The organism is Treponema vincentii F0403 (genome assembly GCF_000412995.1).
GTDB classification, from domain to species: domain Bacteria; phylum Spirochaetota; class Spirochaetia; order Treponematales; family Treponemataceae; genus Treponema; species Treponema vincentii.
The window spans coordinates 2,085,047-2,101,464 of the sequence record NZ_KE332512.1 but is presented as its reverse complement, the minus strand read 5'-3'; the positions used below and the strand labels follow the sequence as shown (position 1 = coordinate 2,101,464).

Here is a 16,418-nt window from a genome sequence, read left to right as displayed (position 1 = left end):
GCATGAATATTTTTGCTGAGGGTGTTCCGCAGACCGTACAGGATATGGCAGCCTTGCGAGATGCCCGGCGGGAACAGCAAGCACGGTTATTCCGGCTTGCGGAGACGGATAGTGGGCATCGATTAAATCAAACGCTGCCTGTAAATAAAACCGTGGTGATGTTCTCTCTCGTGATTCCGGGACCGATAAAAAACAACCGCTTTCTGGAGGCAGTCTTCGATGAAGGCTGCCGCGCATTTTTAGATCGGCTCGTGCAGGAGCAACCGTACACGGACGAAAAACCGTCCGGCGCGGGTTCTGTGCAAACACCACTCATCGTGGCATATTACGAAGACCGAGCGCCTGCAGGATGCACTGCATTTTGGCTGCTTAACGCGCACGCAGAAACAGTCAAACGGCAAACGGTAGCATTGGAACGCACGCATCCGATCGGTATATTGTGGGACTTCGACGTTTTTTCGGCGTTTGAACAAAAGCTTTCCGCATCGGAACTGGGACTTTCCTCCCGTCCGTGCCTTATCTGCGGCAATCCCGCTAAGCTGTGTGCACGAAGCAGAACACACAGCGTCCCCGAAATGCAAGCAAAAATTTCAAAACTGATTTCCGTACATCGACGTATATTGTTTGATGAAAGCTACAGCAGTTAAACCATGAAAGCCTACAGCGGGAAGCGCTTCATTGTTTCCCGGCGTATTTCTTCAGCGGTGCCCAGCAGGCTGACGGCTTTACAGAGAGCCTCTGCATCGGAGATCCGGATAGATTCGATCCGCTGCGTAATCTCAGGGATTTTTTGCGCTGCCATGCTGAACCGCCGCAAGCCCATCCCAAGTAAGAGCGGAACAGCCTCCGTATCGGAAGCCATCTCCCCACACATAGACACGAATCCGCCGCGCAAATCGCCGGTGCGGTGCAGGAGCGGCTCCGTCTCAATAACGTGCCGGATAAGCCGCAGCACTGCGGGCTGAAAACAGTCGGCTAAATGTGCGATGGTTTGGTTTTCTCGATCCGCTGCCATTGTGTATTGAATAAGATCATTGGTGCCGATAGAGAAAAAGTCCACCGCCGGTGCATAGAGGTCGGCAGCGATTGCGGCGGAAGGCACTTCGATCATAATGCCAATCGGAATATCTTTCTTATACGGTATTCGATTTTGTTCACACTCTTGCTCAATCTCTTTGATTAAATTCCGCACGGCGGTGATTTCTTTTTTACAGGAGATCATCGGAATGAGTATATGCAGATTGCCGATACAACCTGCCCGCAACAGTGCCCGCAGCTGATGCTTAAAAATTTCGGGACGATCCAAGCAATACCGGATTCCCCGCCAGCCGAGGAGTGCATTTCGCTCCAGAAGATTTTCCTGCTCTTTCAGCATTTTATCGGCACCGGCATCAAAGGTACGGATTACCACCGGCTTTGATCCCATCCGTTCCAACACCGTACGGTACGCTGTGTACTGATGTTCTTCATCGGGAATATCTTGGGTTCCTAAAAACAAGAACTCAGACCGAAAGAGCCCGATTCCGGCGGCGTTTTGCACGGCCGGCAGCGCAGCTTCTTCCGTAAGAACAATGTTTGCACTCAAATGAATGGGAATACCGTCTTGTGTATAAACCTGCGCATAATCTCGTTCTTCTTCGGTTACCTCAATCTGTTCACTACTTGTGGATTTTATTCGTGCGATAGTTTCTGCATTGGGTTCCAAAGTCAGCGTTCCATTCGTAGCATCCAGCATGGCATACATTCCGCTTTTTGCCGAATCCATAAGCCCATGAACTGCAATCAGTGTCGGAATATTCCACGCTCGTGCCATAATCGCAATATGACTGGTTGCGCCCCCTTCTTCCATAATAATCCCGCAGGGCGCAAGTTTTTTTATTTCGAGCGCTTCGGATGGTTTAAACACCCGTGCCGCAAGCAGAGAGTCAGGCTGTACGCCGACAAACCGGGAAGGAGCCTGCTTATGCTGCGGATTTAAATAAGAAAACACCGGTTCGTAGGCATCCTGAATATCAACAGCCCGCTCGCAAAGGTAGCTGTCTCCCGAAGCAGTCAGCATAGACGTAACTTCATCCAATTTCCGTTTGAGTACCGCTTCGGCATTCGTCAGCGATGTTTCTATTTCCGTATAAATGCCGTGCATAAACTCTTCGTCGGCGAGCATTGTTTGATGGGTTTCCAAAATAGCCTGTTCGGGAGATTTCGTGTGGGTATCCGCTTCCTGATATTCGGCAAGCGCTTGTCGTAACTCATCTTGAGCCGTTTGTACGGCGGTGTGCAGTCGTTCCTGTTCAGTTTTAATATTTTGTGCGGTAATTGTATAAACGGGTGTTGCCTGTTCTATTGTTTCAGGAATACATACAAGCCGACAGGCTACTAAACCGTCGCAGACAGATAAACCGGTAAACTTTTTCATAAAATCATTATAGAAAAAATGATGAGGTTTGCATATATAACGGAACAGTACGGGTAAAATGAGAACCGGTCCCTACGGGAATCGAACCCGTCTTTTAAGATTGAGAATCTCATGTCCTAACCGATAGACGAAGGGACCAACAAGAGCATCGACTGCTCTACTACGCGAAAACCTCTAAAAATAATCATTTTTAGAGGTTTTCGGAGTATTCCCCAGGGAGGATTCGAACCCCCACAAGCAGAACCAGAATCTGCGGTGCTACCATTACACAACCGGGGAAAGTTGACGGAAAAGATAATAGCATATATTGCTATTCCATGTCAAGAAAATATATTAGCCCAAAATCATCGTAATGATCGGAGCAAAAAGCCCGGAGCAAAGGCCTTGCAAAAAAAGATACATCCGTGTACGTTATTATCATATATCGTTTTTATGCTGCGTTATGTTACGCCGTCTGATAAAAAACGGGCAATCTAAGGAGTATGATTTTATGAAGAAATTGATTGTATCGGCGATGGCTGCCATCTTCATTCTCGGCACGCTTTCCGCGCAGGAAGAGCAAAAAGAGGCAAAATCAAAGGTAAAATATTCGACAAATATCAATTTTGTCGCCAATTGGCCTTTGGAGGCGCGACTGACCGTAACGGAAACCATCAAAGTTCCGGTTTTAAACTTTGATAATCCGTTTATGCGCGGTAATAATATTGCGTTTAAATTGGGAGCAGCCGTCACCCCCGTTACCCTTGAAGGAAAATTCGATATCGTGTGGACACCGATCGCTTTCTTGGAAGTATACGGAGGCGCAAGTATCGGATCGGGCTGGTCTATCAAATTATTAGGCAGAAATATCCACGGTCTTGCATTAAATCTGAATAACGGTGGTGAGACATTAAAAGAACCGGTTAATTTTACAAAAGCGTTTTACACTGCTAACTTCGGCACTGCTTTGCAATTCGACTTAGGCGCTATTATTCCGACCGATTGGACTCACGTCATATTTAGAACCGACCAATACTTTTTATATAGGGGTGTTACCGGTGTCGGAGCATCTGATTCATGGGTGATTATGGACGATTACGGCGAGAACAGAAACGGCTTTTCTTACTATGGAACGTATCTGATCGGGTATCAGCTGCCGCTGCCGATGAACATGATCGCATTCAGACTGGAAACGAAAAAAACGTTTTTCAGCGCTTCCGGCAGTCTTGATAAGAGCGTATGGGGAGAAGACCGCTTTGATGTCGTATTCGGTCCAATCATCAGCTTTAAACCGATCGATCAACTATCGATTCTGCTGATTGTGCAATTTGAAAATATTCACACCTATACCAATGGCACTAAGGATGATAATAAGTTTTACCAAACCCGTATAATCGATAAAAGCAAGGGAGACACAATCCGCTTTAAACGTGTAGGGGTTATCTTAGACTTTACTCTTCCGAATAACTAGCTTATAGCCTATACCGTCGGAGTTCTGCGTAAAAATGTTTCGATTGTGCGTATTGCTTCGACGGCATGAGCCTGTGTTGCAGGGGACGGATCGCGCAGTTTTTCTTTTAACAGCACTAATGAACGTTCTACCATCTCGGGCTCATACTTCCCGATGATGCGGAATATATCCGGAGCATGTTCACGCACGCCATGTACGTCGGGGTCATCAAGCATACGTTCAAATAAACCGATATATGGCTTAAAAACCGCCGCTTTTGCATGAGCAATACTTTGACATGCATCCAGCATTGCTGCCCGTACCTTAGGAACAGGGTCGCAGTGCAATTGAATAATCTTATCCAGCCGGTTTTTTACCGTGTTGATATCCGCCCGCCCCGTACGGCCGATCGCTAAAACTGCCTGTTCCCTGATTTCCCAGTTACTGTCTTTCAGCGAAGCAAAAGCGCTGTCTATCGCACGCATCACTTTTTCAGGGTGGTTCAGTCCGATGTGCCCGATAGTCGAATATGCCTGTGCAGCAACTTTTCCGTTGTCGCTTTTAATGTTTTGAATAGCGAATGCAATATCATCACCGGTGAGTATTGTGGGATTTGTTTGCGCCGTATAAGCAATGGCTTGCAGGCGTTCAATAATTTTGCTCATGCTTTCTTCCTAAAATAAATATTGCTCGTTGTGTGATGGATTTATATGGTTATCCTATTTATGCGCGGGATACTACACTGTTAAATAAAGAAAAATCAAGTGCTTGAAAGTCTTCCATTACTTTTTCCGAATACTTCGGCGGCTTATTGCGCTGTACCCGCTCCATAGCTTGTTCCCACAACTGCAGCGAGCGGGTGTCCAGTTCCGTGCCTTCCGCTAACACCATACTGCGGTACGGTTGTTTATGCAGCTGGATATTTCCGTACATTGCATGATTTTGCAGCTGCCAGTTCCGATGGATATGATCGCGTACCTGTGTGTATAGTTCTTCACGCGAAGTACAGAATATCAGTTGAATATCCGCAGTTTCGGTATTGCTATTCCGTTCTTTGTTTTGGCGCTCAATATATTCGGCGGTTTTGGGGTTGTTGGTAATAATCAGTTGTTTCACGGTATCTTCCTTTTTATTAGGGCATCTTTTAAAACTGAAATTTTCGGATAACCCGGTTCTCATTTATTTTTCGTTTAAAAGCGCCGCCGTTTCCATAATATGATCGAGCTCTTCTTGGGTATCGCACACGAGGGAGGCCGCATAGTAGAGCGCAATTGCGGTTTCGGTTGTGAGTCCCCCCATCGGCACTGCGCCTTCCTTCCATAAATTACGCGCACTTGCATAACCGGAAAAATCGATTACTTCTTCTTGTTGCGAGGTACAATAAAACCTACATTGCCGCTTTTTACCCCGTTTAAGAAATTCCTTTAGGGAATACGGACTGTCTTTCATGTTAGCCGTGCCGTTTCCATACAGCTCCAAGAAAAAGGTGCGTATATCATCTTTTTGCAAGAATGAAAGGAGCCACCCGCTCCTAATGCCGGGATACGTTTTAATTAAAAACATATTGTCGGCAGCCTCGCTCAATAAGCTTTCAAAAACAAGGCTATCGCTTTCCGTATAATCCGAAAGGAGTCCTTCTCCCCGGAAGAGCGGGGTTTGCATATTCCAATTGACAAATCCGGTACCGGCAGAGTCGACGAACTTTAGATTGAGCGGCGAAAGCACTTTGCCGTTAAAAGAAACATACACGCCGTTTTCTTTTTCCCAAGCGAGCTTGACTGCATCGTTAAAGTTACGCCGCGCTTCCTCCGATTCCGAAGGTGCGGTAGCGGAGGCGGTTAAGACAATGGAGACCGGTGTGCCGGCAAAAAGCCAATAGATCAGCGGCGCAGTGTAGACGAGCGAGTCTGTTCCGTGCGTAACCACGATGCCGTTTGCCGTACCCGAAGCAATCTTTTCGCAGATTGTATGGATAAGCCGTGCCCAATCCGCAGGTTCCAGCTCTTCGCTGAAAAGGCCGTCTACAATACTCGGTTCAATGCGGATATGACGTTTTGCAATATCGCTATCCAACAGTTCGGATAGAATTTTAGTGTTTCCCGATTCCACCTGTCCGTTTTGTATTTTCCCCGAAATTGCGCCGCCCATCGGAAGCACGTAGATAATACGGATATTCAATTCTTCTTTGATGATTTGCTTTACCAGCTGCTGGTCGGCAAATCCTTTTGTCCGCTTCATCACCTCACCGCATAGAATTTCGAGGTACTTCATCGAACCCGCTTTAAGCAGCTCCGATTCTTTCGGATGTTTGGCGAGCATTTCTTGGACAAGTGTCCGCAGCGTTGTTTCGTCGGAGATTTTTATCCAATCGTCTTGAGCAAGCAAAGTTGTGGGGTCGGCGCCACCGATGATAATCTTTTGCAGCAATGTGCGGATAATCGGGTGATTGATTGTTCCTTCCTGCGAAAGCCGGACAATGCGGGCAAAAAATTCAGGCGGCAAAATAAGGGAATCGATTGTTTTACCTGCACGTTTCAAAAGCGGAAGAATATCTTCAAGGATACCGTTTGCGGCAGTTTTCGGTTCCGTTCCGAATTGCAGTACCGCTTCAAAAAAATCCGCGACCCGCGCTTCCGCACACAGAGCCCGCACAATCGGAATAGACAGCCCCAATGACCGGATATAGCGCAACTTCCGCGACTCCTGATTTTCCGGCGCGGTGTGTAAAACCTCTTGTAAAAGAGATTCCGGCGCGGTATAAAAATGCCGCTCTTTTACCGGCTTTGTTTTAACGTAATCGATAAAATCCCGCAGCTTATACGGTTCGGTACGTTCCATGCGGGCATTCCACAGCCGGCTTTCGGAAATCGGCTCTTCTCCCTGCTTGAGCATCTCTTCCTGCCGTCTTAGGTCTTCGTTCACTGCTTTCCGTACAAAGTTAAAAGAATTAAGATTCCGAAGCTTTACGTAATGCTGCGGCGGATTGGGAAATTCGGTAGAGGCCACATACGCATTACAGCGGATTTTATGAATACTGTCCGAATCGGTCAACAGCCCGATGTACCGCATCCTGTTGTTCAACTCGGTTAAAAACATTTCCGCTTCTTCACCCAATTCAAGGTTGTTGCCGGTTCGTATCCTAATGCTCGGCATTCCCGCGGAACTGTAATCCATAAAAGTCTTTCCGTCGGCGTGCATCAACCTGCCGGCATCTTCTTCGATGCGTATTTCCAAAATATCGATCTGCTTTTTATGTTTATGAAATTCAATATCGAGAGCGCCCTTTTCCGCAATTTTTACCGACGCTCCGCAGAGCTGGTATTCGGGCGGAAGAGCCGGCATACCCGAAGGGTATTCATATTGAGCTTTTTGAATAAGCGTACAGCCGAGGCTTTGCGCAAGTCTATAAGCATCGCGGGCAATGCTTTCTTTTAGGAGCGGAGGATGTCCGGGAGTGCACGTACAAATGGGACAGTGTTCGGCGGAGGAGCCCGCTTTGCACGAGCAAAACGCTTTTTCATCCGATAAGATTAAAACGCGGATTTCAAGAAAAGTATAGGACTGATACAAGCGTTCCCCCTGCAGCACTGGAATAACATCCGGACATCTCTAAAAATGTGATTGTTTTTTAGAAATTCCCGTTAGAATATACAATAAAACTGAAAAAATTATACAACTATGCGCAAAAATATGATATACTATATACGCGAAAGATTGGCTGAATTATTTTTATGATTATTTCCCGGTGTTTAACGGACTGTACTGTATGATGCACTATGTGTACGGATATCGTTAAACCTTTGAAAAAAACATACCGATAAAATCAGCGGATTGTTGAGGAGCAATGGTGAACAAGCGCGATTTTCCAAAAGTGCATTTTTATGATCAGGATTTTGTTGATATTTATGATAGGACATGGTCGTTCATTCAGGATTTTTTATTCAATATAAAAAACGAAAAAGGATCAACCGAAGGCTTCTTCCTCTATCCCGATAACAACGGATGGTTTTTAAATCAGTATGAAACCATTTTTTCATCGTTCTTTTTTGTTTACTCTAATAGAAACTATAATGCGAATCAGGGCTTGGACTTTTTTTATGCACATCAAGAAGAGTCCGGAGCTATCCGCTCTAAGTACAATGTAGAAACCGGCGAGCCGGTATTTTCAAACGATAATCCCGAAGGTGTCGGTATGCCGCTTTTTGCGTGGGCAGAATACAATATGTTCCACAAGACGGCAAATAAAAAACGGGTAAAAGATGTTATGCCGGTATTGACCCGCTATATGAAATGGCTGGACACGTCGTTTAAGCAGCCGAACGGGTTGTATACAGTCCCGCTCGCCGCCGTAGAAATGTACAACACGCCGCGCGAGAAGGCTGCGTATTTGGTAGACTTTAATTCAGCGCTGGCGATTAACGCGTTGTATATGTCTGTGCTGGGCGATATTTTAAACGACAAGGAATTAAGTTTTCAGTATAAGCGGGTTTATTTTACGCTGAAGACCCGCATCAATGCTCTGATGTGGAACGCCGAAACCGGCTTTTACCACGACATCGATGCAAAGGAACAGAAACTGCCGCAAAAAACAATTGCAGGATTTTGGCCGCTACTTGCCGAAATCCCCAATGAGGACAAAGCCGAACAGCTTTCCGCGCATTTGCTGAATCCCGAAACATTCGGCGCGGATCATCCTATTCCCAGTTTGTCGCTTGACGACCCTGCATATAGCGAGCGCGGCATGGGGGCGCGGGGCAGTGTATTCCCGTATTTGAACTTTATCGTTATTAAAGGTTTGGAAAAATATGAGCGGTGGGAACTTGCCCGGGAATGCGCTATCCGCCACATCTACTATGTGCTTGACGGGCTTGCTCCCGATGGAAACAGCAAAAAAGGCGCGTTATGGGAAGCGTATTTGCCGCAAAAAGAAGGCCCCGCGCAATGGCCGGGACACGAGAATTTTCCGCGTAAACAGTATCTTTTTTCGACGGCGCTTTCGACTATTACATTGATGATAGAAAATGTGATCGGCCTTTCCATCAGCTTCCCGCGGAAAACCGTCGATTGGATTATTCCGAATCTTGAGGTGATGGGCATCGAAAACTTAAGCCTTAAACGGAACCTCGTTACCATCTTGTCGTCAAAAACGCAGCGCGGTTGGGAAATCCACATGGAAAGCGAGAAGCTCTATTACTTTACCATCAATATCCTCGGCCAAAAAAAGAAAACGCTGCCGATACCTTCCGGCAAGTGTTCGATGCTCATCGATAAACTTTAAGTGGAAGCCCCGCGGGGCTTTCCGCAAACCTATATAACAATGGATTATCTGAACAGAGAGCTTTCTTGGATCGATTTTAACGCGCGGGTTTTAGCGGAGGCATGCTCTTCTTCGGTGCCGCTTTTAGAGCGGCTCAAGTTTATCGGAATAGTATCTTCAAACTTTGACGAATTTTTTATGGTGCGGGTGGCCGGCTTGCAGGAGCTTTATAAAAGCGGCCATCCTTCCGACAACTCTAACGAGTCCGGCGGTTTATCGGCAGAAACGCTGCTAGGAGCCATCGTACAAAAAACGCGGGTTTTATTCGATATTCAAGAGACGGTGCTTAATACCGAAATTCTCCCTCAACTCAAGGAAAACGGGCTTATTTACCGCAAGCCGGAAGAGTGTTCCGAAGCGCAGCGGCTTTTTTTAAAAGACTATTTTGACCGGCGCCTTTATCCTATTATCGAACCGCAGCTGTCCGGCGACGAACAGTCCCTTGCCGATAGCGTCGCAAATGTGCAGCTGCATGTCGGCTTCCTGCTGGCGGACAATGCAGGCGCTCAAGACCGGTTGGCGATTGTGCCCGTTCCCGACTTTCCCCGGTTTGTCTTTTTATCTCCGGATGATGAAGCCGGGCAGCCGAAAACAAAAGCTGAACCGCCAAAGCGTGATGCCGAACCTCCGGCACACGGCGCCGATTCATTTGTAAATAAAGCCGAGTTTGTGCTGATCGACGAGCTGATCCGGTATTTCGGCGGCGCGTTTTTCCCCGGCAGCCGGATTACCGGGACGGGCATCTTTAAGATTAACCGCTCCGCCAGTATGACGGTTGACGATTCTTCCGATGACGGTTTTATCGAGGCTTTGGAAGAAATCCTTATCCGGCGCCGGTATTCGTTTGTCGTCAGAATGACGAGTACGCATGAATCGCCTGCTTTTATCAAGCGGATGAGCGATCTGTTCCAGCTTGGCGAGAAAGATGTCTATTTAAGCGATGCCCCTATCGGTCTTTCCTCCTTTGCGAAGATTGCGGACACGGACGGATTTAAGCGGCTGCGGAATGAAAAATGGAAGCATTTTGCACACCCGGCCTTCCCGGCCGAGGGGGCGCTGTGGGACAGCATTAAAGCCCGCGATATTATGCTGTATGTTCCCTATCAGTCGTATAAACCGGTTATGAGGCTTTTATCGGATGCTGCCGAAGATCCTGCGGTAACATCCATCCGTATGACCTTATACCGTACCAGCAAAAGTTCGCCGGTTGTCCGCGCCTTGGTGGACGCCGCAAAGCGCGGGAAAAAGGTTACGGTGTTCGTGGAATTAAAGGCGCGCTTTGATGAGGAGCGGAACCTCGGTTGGGTAAAGCGGCTGCAAAAACACGGCGTGCGGGTAGTGTATGATCTGCCGCACCTTAAAGTTCACGCAAAGCTCCTACTGATTATGCGGAATGAGGAGCAGGGCGAGCAGGGTTATGTGCACCTGTCAACCGGCAACTATAACGATACGACGGCGCGGCTTTATGCGGACATATCGCTGTTTACCGTTAATCCGCGTATTATTGCCGATGCGCACATTATCTTTTCCCGCCTGTGCCGGAAATACACGCCGGAAAATCCGCGCTATATTATTACCGCGCCCGAAATGCTCAAGCGTACACTGCTTGAATATATCGAGCGGGAAATCTCTTTTGCGCGGCAGCATAAGCCCGCCCGTATCGTCGCGAAGATGAACAGCCTTTCTCATCCCGAATTGATCGCCGCGCTTTACAAGGCTTCGCAAGCGGGTGTCCGTATCGATTTAAACGTGCGGGGCATCTGTATGCTCATTCCCGGGCAGCGCGGCATCAGCGAGCGTATCCGCGTTATCAGCATTATCGACCGCTACTTGGAGCACAGCAGAATATTCTATTTTGAAAACGGCGGTAATCCGGAATGGTATCTTTCCAGCGCGGATTGGATGCCCCGCAATCTTGAGCGGCGGGTAGAGCTGCTGTTCCCCGTGTTGGACAAACAAAATAAGGCGCTTCTGGAATATTTTTTCAGTGTGTATTTTGCGGATAACGTAAAAGCCTTTGAAATGCTGCCGGACGGCAGCTGGCGCCGCCAAACTCCGCAAGAGGGGCAACCGCCCATTCGGGCTCAGGAAACCTTCCACCGTTTTTTTGAACAGCAAGCAGGGGAATAAATTTAGAAAACTCTTCAAAACTCGATAAAGTGCACGCTTAATGGCGGGAAGTATTCATAATTCATAATTTTTAATTAAGAATTGATATACCCCCTTACATCTATAGCTTTTAGGTTTAATGCCGATACTATGAAAGCTATGGTCGTATCTTTGCCTAAGAAAATTGCTCTGCTTTTTTGTGCAGCCATGTTTTATACAGTCGGTATGTATGCCTATGATGCCGTAAATCCTGAAAGGAACACTGCCGTTCCGCCGGGACAGATTGAATGGAAACCGGTTTTTCCTCAAGCCCTCTTCCTTAATAGGACGGAAATGAGCGTTATGGAAACAGGCGGTTTGGCAGGACCTGTTGAATATCAGGATATTCTAAAGAATAAGGCGCGGGCGCAGCAAGGTTTACAATCGGTTCTGCTGAACAGCGATGTGTTTGCACTGTATGGAAAACCGAACGCCCGGACAATGGGCATACTCGGTCAATATTCGCTTGAAGAGATCGAGCCGATTATGAATGAGTTTGTTAAACTCTACGATGCGGCAAACGGCAATCGGAATATTATCCCTGCCTTTTATATCATTTACGGCACCTGTTGGCCTGCCGGCGAAATCGGCATACTGTCCACCGATATAGTCGAACAGTACATTGCATTTGCAGCGGCTCGGGGCTGGTATGTATTCCTTGACCATCAAATCGGCAAGTACTCTGTCGCCGAAGCAACAAAAAAATTACTTCCGTTTTTAAAATATCCTAACGTTCACCTTGCGCTAGACCCCGAATGGCGCACTACGAAGCCGATGCAGGAAATAGGTTCGGTAACGGCAGAGGAAATTAACGAAGCGCAGCAAATTATGCAGGATTATATGATAGAACACGGCATCGGCGGCAGGCGCATGTTGGTTATCCATCAGTTTAATGCACGGATGATTAAACAGCGGCAATTAGTTAAGAGCAATTATGAGAGGGTTCAGCTTATTCATTGTTCCGACGGGTTCGGCTCGCCGAAATTAAAGAAAGAGACTTATGCATATAATGCGGCGGCAAAAAATATTCCGTTAAAGTCGTTTAAGCTCTTTTTAAAACCGGCGGTTGCGGGTGCCGGTTATGACATTCCGATTATGAAACCGGAAGAAGTATTTTTGCTTGAACCGCGCCCGTATTTGATTATGTATCAATAGAAAGAAATGTTGGAGATGGGGGGAATTGAACCCCCGTCCTAAAAAGAGACACAGGAGCATCTACAGGTTTATCGGCGCGAGGTGGTTGTCGGGATCCGGTGTCAGCGCCGAAAGCGTCGAATCCGTACTGCGGAAAGTGTCCTTTCTACCGTCCGCATCCGGTAAAAAGCAAGCTCCGAGTAGCGTCGGAACTCTACCTCGCTCGGAAGCAACACTTGGTAGGTTCCGCGGTTACGCAGCTAATGCGTAGTCGGAACTGTCGTTGTTGGCAGTTATAAAGTTTGCCGCTTTTTAGGAGTACGGCTCTCCACCTGCAACTCAAGCCTCTGCTTCCTAGTCGAAACCGGAACATCCCCAAAACTTGATTTAATCGAATATACGGATTTACGCCTCTCCTGTCAACCCTCTTGATTGACACATCCGGCATTCGTTTGTATATTACGGGTATGAACAATACTTCATTCGACAACATTTCATTGCAGCAAGCAAATGAAAAAATCACCCAGCGGTTTATCACCGCGGTATATGGATGGATGGTTGCAGCTTTGGCAATCAGCGGAATTGCGGCCTTTGCGGTTTTTAACAGCAGCGCCCTCGCGACTTTTATCTTCGGAAGCCGTTTTACTTTCATGGGATTAATCATCGCAGAATTTGCGCTTGTTGTGATCCTATCGGCAGGTATTAGAAAGATGAGCTTTGCAGCGGCCGCCGCTTCTTTCGTTATTTATTCGATTGTCAACGGCTTAACCCTTTCATCGGTTCTGTTTGTATATACGGGGACTTCGATTGCCCGCATTTTTGTAATTACGGCGCTGATGTTTGGGGCAATGAGTATTTACGGGGCAACGACAAAGAATAATCTGCAGTCTGCAGGAAAGTATTTGATGATGGCAGTTATCGGACTGATTATTGCCTCGCTTGTTAATATTTTTATGCGTTCTTCCTCGCTTGACTGGCTGATTTCATTTGTAACGGTTGGTGTATTTACGGGGTTAACCGCTTATGACACCCAAAAGATTACGGAAGCTGCCCGGTATGCGCAGAATAATGAAGGCTTTAAGAAGGTTGCGATTATCGGCGCATTAGAGCTGTATCTTGACTTTGTTAATATCTTCTTAGCCCTCCTCCGCTTATTCGGCAAAAGAAGATAAACGGCATACAATACGCGGGCTTTGCGGTACACAAACTTGACGGTTCAGTACCGCAGCGGATGACCTTAGCGATATTCGCTATTTACAGCGGCCAGTGCAGGGAGAAGGTTGTCCGTAAAAAAACGGTCTTCAATCGGGAGATTTGCGGCGGTTCTGCCTAAATGCACATCCTTGCGGTTTGCTCCGTGAAAGTCGCTGCCGGCAGTAACAATCAGCCCGAGACTTTCGGCAAGTTCTTGTAGCCGGATACATTCACCGTACCGCGCCCCCGAATGCCATGCTTCAAGCCCTACTAAACCTTCTTCCTTAAATTGTGCGATGGTTTCAGGCAGCTTCCCCCATGAAAGATAGAGCGACATCGGGTGAGCCAACACGGGAACGCCGTGTGCGTCTTTGATAGCGTCAATTGATTCCGTAAGCGGTAAACATTCTTTTTCAATATAAAACGGACGTCCTTTTGCAAGGTATTTCAGGAAGGCATCTTGAATGGATTTTGCTTTTTTCTCTTGTACAAGATACTTTGCAAAATGAGGCCGTCCGATTACCGCTCCTCCGGCGAGTTGGGCGAGCTTTTCTTCGTCGATTACAATACCTGCTTCATAAAATTTTTCAATTATCCTACGGTTCCGCTCCACCCGTTTTTCCTGTGCATACTGCATAAGGCTGGCTAGCGTTGTATTTTTACTATCGATTCCAAGACCGAGTAAATGAAGTTCTCCCGGCTGCCATTCAACGCTGATTTCTATTCCCGGCAACACACGTATACCGAGGGTTTTACCGGCCTGCTGCGCTTCGGCAACACCCGCTACGGTGTCATGGTCGGTAAGGGCAAACAACGAAAGTCCTGCTTTATGTGCTTCTGCTGCCAGTTCCGCCGGAGAAAAAGTGCCGTCGGAAGCGGTGGAATGAGTATGTAAATCTATCATAACAATCATTATAGCAAAAAGATGTATAATGCACTAGGTTTTTTCCGCAAGGTATGATATAATCATATAAGATAGTTCTTACCGTTAATTATTTGAATAAATAAATGGAAACTGCTAAAAATCCAACCGAGTTTTTAGCGATTTTTCGATGTATGATTACAGTTGAGAACTGCGTGTGGTACGGAGGACAAAATGCCAAAGGCTGTTCAATACAGCGCAAATTCAGTTATTTATTTTTCAGGCGATTTTGATGCTCGAGTTTTTTTGCTGCATAGCGGACATATTGCGCTTAATTCGCTTGATATTGAAACCGGCGCGCAGGTAACGGAATATATTAAAACCGGTGAGTTTTTTGGAGTAAAGTCAGCACTTGGAAATTATCCTCGGGAAGAAAGCGCGATGGTCTTAACGGACTCGCTTGTATATACATTCTCGGTTGCCGAATTTGAAAGTTTTGCTCAAACAAATACGCATCTTCAAATGTTGAAAGTATTTTCCCGGCAGTTGCGGAATATTCACCGGCAACTTGAATCTTTAATGGATAGTAAGCAGCAAACAAACAACGAAGACGGCTTGTTTACGGTTGCAACGGCTTTTTATAAATCACAGCATTATCAAGCTGCTGCTCAAGTAGCAGCACGTTATCGGGCGCTCTATCCGGCGGGTAAGCACTTGGGGGCTATCGGTCCGATTATTGCAAACTCGACACAGATGGCCGGCCGCAGCTTCGGAGAAGCACGGCAGCCGGGCAGCATGGATAGTTCTTCTTCCGGTCAGCCTACAGGATCAGCTTCCATTCCTGCGAGCGGTCCCGTTCAACAGGCTCAGCTCAACGATGCCTCAGTAGATTTAACTTTTCAGCTGGCGGAAGACCTTGTAAAACAAGAGAAGTGGGCTGATGCATACAAGCAATATCATACCATTATCGAAATGAAGCAGGGTACGAAGCTGGAAGCAGCTTATTTAGGAGCTGCCCGTTGCTTATATAAACAGGCGGAATATGTGCGGTGTATTCAACTTGGTACGGGCTTTATCACTCAATTCCCGAAATCTTTAAAACTTGCAGAGATTCTGATGCTTCTCGGCCTATGCTATCAAGGTATGGATCGACCCGATAAGGCGCTGCCGTTCTATGACAAGGCTTTAACAATGGCAGGTCCGCTGCTGGTGCCTAAGATTAAAGAGCTGCAGACTGCATGCGAAGGAGCTATCCATGCCTGATCTATTTGCCTCGTTTGCCCGTTTTGCTAAAAAATTTCCCAAAGGTTCGGTTATTTTTTCCGAATTTGAACCCGGTGCTTCCTTTTATCTTATTCAATCAGGGCGTGTTCAGTTAATTAAGATTATCAACGGAGCGGAAAAAAATCTTGATATTTTACAGCAAGGAGAAATCTTCGGCGAAATGGCCGTTTTGGATAATTCTCCCCGTTCCGCTTCCGCAATTGCCTATGACGATGTCGTCGCGCTTGAGTTTAATAAAGAAAACTTTGAAATCCTCTTAACCGGAAATCCGGCCATCGCAATGCGCCTGTTAAAGACCTTTGTAAAGCGTATTTACGTTCAAAAGCGGCGATTTATGATTTTGACGATACAAGATACTATCGCCCGTATCGGCGACGTATTCTTAATGCTTGACGAAACGCAACCCGACCTTGACCGTTCGACTCAAATGCGTACCTTTATTATTACGCCGGAAGAAGTTGCCCGGTGGGCAGGTCTTTCTGCTGAGGCGACCGGCGATGCACTGCGTAAGTTTGCCGATCAGGGACGGTTGGAAGTATACGGCGACCGTATTATCGTAAAAAACATCGTTGACCTTGCCCGTTTTGTAACGACCCGACGCACAAAAGACAACTTTTTCGGCTAATTAGCGGTG

13 protein-coding genes, 2 tRNA genes and 1 other RNA gene are annotated in these 16,418 nt (G+C 46.9%); 8 read left to right on the top strand and 8 right to left on the bottom strand.

Features of this window, described 5'->3' with window-relative positions; all coding sequences use genetic code 11:
• The first annotated feature begins 2 nt into the window (after positions 1–2).
• Complete coding sequence (gene citX / locus HMPREF1222_RS09530) at positions 3–647, top strand: citrate lyase holo-[acyl-carrier protein] synthase (RefSeq protein WP_016519213.1); 645 nt, start codon at positions 3–5, stop codon at positions 645–647.
• An 11-nt stretch (positions 648–658) separates the two neighbouring features.
• On the opposite strand, the gene ptsP is transcribed toward citX, so the two are convergent.
• From ptsP to HMPREF1222_RS09515, 3 genes are all read right to left on the bottom strand, one after another.
• On the bottom strand, positions 659–2,416 hold the full coding sequence (gene ptsP / locus HMPREF1222_RS09525; RefSeq protein WP_016519212.1) for a phosphoenolpyruvate--protein phosphotransferase: 1,758 nt from the start codon (positions 2,414–2,416) through the stop codon (positions 659–661).
• Between the two features lie 66 nt (positions 2,417–2,482).
• Positions 2,483–2,554 (bottom strand) — tRNA-Glu (locus HMPREF1222_RS09520).
• A gap of 70 nt (positions 2,555–2,624) precedes the next feature.
• Positions 2,625–2,695, bottom strand: a tRNA-Gln gene (locus tag HMPREF1222_RS09515).
• Between the two features lie 211 nt (positions 2,696–2,906).
• Here HMPREF1222_RS09515 and HMPREF1222_RS09505 point away from each other — a divergent pair.
• Positions 2,907–3,866, top strand: a complete 960-nt coding sequence (locus HMPREF1222_RS09505; protein WP_016519211.1) for a hypothetical protein — start codon at positions 2,907–2,909, stop codon at positions 3,864–3,866.
• Positions 3,867–3,874: 8 nt separating this feature from the next.
• On the opposite strand, the gene HMPREF1222_RS09500 is transcribed toward HMPREF1222_RS09505, so the two are convergent.
• From HMPREF1222_RS09500 to HMPREF1222_RS09490, 3 genes are all read right to left on the bottom strand, one after another.
• The gene (locus tag HMPREF1222_RS09500; RefSeq protein WP_006188872.1) at positions 3,875–4,510 is read right to left on the bottom strand and encodes a HEAT repeat domain-containing protein; all 636 of its coding nucleotides are present in this window, start codon (positions 4,508–4,510) and stop codon (positions 3,875–3,877) included.
• Positions 4,511–4,568: 58 nt separating this feature from the next.
• Positions 4,569–4,961: a GrdX family protein gene (locus HMPREF1222_RS09495; RefSeq protein ID WP_006188873.1), complete on the bottom strand. Its 393-nt coding sequence runs from the start codon at positions 4,959–4,961 to the stop codon at positions 4,569–4,571.
• A 63-nt stretch (positions 4,962–5,024) separates the two neighbouring features.
• A complete protein-coding gene (locus HMPREF1222_RS09490; RefSeq protein ID WP_244870150.1) occupies positions 5,025–7,415 on the bottom strand; it encodes an asparaginase domain-containing protein in 2,391 nt (796 codons plus the stop codon).
• 277 nt (positions 7,416–7,692) lie between these two features.
• Here HMPREF1222_RS09490 and HMPREF1222_RS09485 point away from each other — a divergent pair, with 277 nt between their 5' ends.
• The 3 genes from HMPREF1222_RS09485 (at position 7,693) to HMPREF1222_RS09475 (ending at position 12,465) form a co-directional block, all read left to right on the top strand.
• Positions 7,693–9,123 carry an MGH1-like glycoside hydrolase domain-containing protein gene (locus HMPREF1222_RS09485; protein WP_006188875.1) on the top strand — a complete coding sequence of 477 codons (1,431 nt, stop codon included), beginning with the start codon at positions 7,693–7,695 and terminating at the stop codon, positions 9,121–9,123.
• The gene (gene ppk1, locus HMPREF1222_RS09480; protein ID WP_244870149.1) at positions 9,124–11,292 is read left to right on the top strand and encodes a polyphosphate kinase 1; all 2,169 of its coding nucleotides are present in this window, start codon (positions 9,124–9,126) and stop codon (positions 11,290–11,292) included.
• 129 nt (positions 11,293–11,421) lie between these two features.
• On the top strand, positions 11,422–12,465 hold the full coding sequence (locus tag HMPREF1222_RS09475; RefSeq protein ID WP_016519208.1) for a hypothetical protein: 1,044 nt from the start codon (positions 11,422–11,424) through the stop codon (positions 12,463–12,465).
• 7 nt (positions 12,466–12,472) lie between these two features.
• Here HMPREF1222_RS09475 and ssrA read toward each other — a convergent pair.
• Positions 12,473–12,821, bottom strand: a transfer-messenger RNA (tmRNA) gene (ssrA, locus tag HMPREF1222_RS12580).
• Between the two features lie 90 nt (positions 12,822–12,911).
• Here ssrA and HMPREF1222_RS09470 point away from each other — a divergent pair.
• Entirely contained in the window at positions 12,912–13,616 is a 705-nt protein-coding gene (locus tag HMPREF1222_RS09470; RefSeq protein WP_016519207.1) for a Bax inhibitor-1/YccA family protein, read from the top strand.
• Positions 13,617–13,681: 65 nt separating this feature from the next.
• Here the strand turns inward: HMPREF1222_RS09470 and HMPREF1222_RS09465 are convergent, their stop codons facing one another.
• Positions 13,682–14,542 (bottom strand): PHP domain-containing protein, encoded by an 861-nt coding sequence (locus HMPREF1222_RS09465; RefSeq protein ID WP_038077067.1) that lies wholly within the window; start codon positions 14,540–14,542, stop codon positions 13,682–13,684.
• Positions 14,543–14,734: 192 nt separating this feature from the next.
• Between HMPREF1222_RS09465 and HMPREF1222_RS09460 the strand changes: the two genes are divergently transcribed.
• Positions 14,735–15,763: a cyclic nucleotide-binding domain-containing protein gene (locus HMPREF1222_RS09460; protein WP_016519205.1), complete on the top strand. Its 1,029-nt coding sequence runs from the start codon at positions 14,735–14,737 to the stop codon at positions 15,761–15,763.
• Positions 15,756–16,409: a Crp/Fnr family transcriptional regulator gene (locus HMPREF1222_RS09455; RefSeq protein WP_006188881.1), complete on the top strand. Its 654-nt coding sequence runs from the start codon at positions 15,756–15,758 to the stop codon at positions 16,407–16,409. Before HMPREF1222_RS09460 ends, HMPREF1222_RS09455 begins: the two co-directional genes overlap by 8 nt.
• Positions 16,410–16,418: the final 9 nt, after the last annotated feature.

Bases quoted from the DNA above. Each gene is read 5' to 3' on its own strand.
- citX (WP_016519213.1), top strand. From the start codon at position 3: ATGAATATTTTTGCTGAGGGTGTTCCGCAGACCGTACAGGATATGGCA.
- ptsP (WP_016519212.1), bottom strand. From the start codon at position 2,416: ATGAAAAAGTTTACCGGTTTATCTGTCTGCGACGGTTTAGTAGCCTGT.
- HMPREF1222_RS09505 (WP_016519211.1), top strand. From the start codon at position 2,907: ATGAAGAAATTGATTGTATCGGCGATGGCTGCCATCTTCATTCTCGGC.
- HMPREF1222_RS09500 (WP_006188872.1), bottom strand. From the start codon at position 4,510: ATGAGCAAAATTATTGAACGCCTGCAAGCCATTGCTTATACGGCGCAA.
- HMPREF1222_RS09475 (WP_016519208.1), top strand. From the start codon at position 11,422: ATGAAAGCTATGGTCGTATCTTTGCCTAAGAAAATTGCTCTGCTTTTT.
- HMPREF1222_RS09470 (WP_016519207.1), top strand. From the start codon at position 12,912: ATGAACAATACTTCATTCGACAACATTTCATTGCAGCAAGCAAATGAA.
- HMPREF1222_RS09465 (WP_038077067.1), bottom strand. From the start codon at position 14,542: ATGATAGATTTACATACTCATTCCACCGCTTCCGACGGCACTTTTTCT.
- HMPREF1222_RS09460 (WP_016519205.1), top strand. From the start codon at position 14,735: ATGCCAAAGGCTGTTCAATACAGCGCAAATTCAGTTATTTATTTTTCA.
- HMPREF1222_RS09455 (WP_006188881.1), top strand. From the start codon at position 15,756: ATGCCTGATCTATTTGCCTCGTTTGCCCGTTTTGCTAAAAAATTTCCC.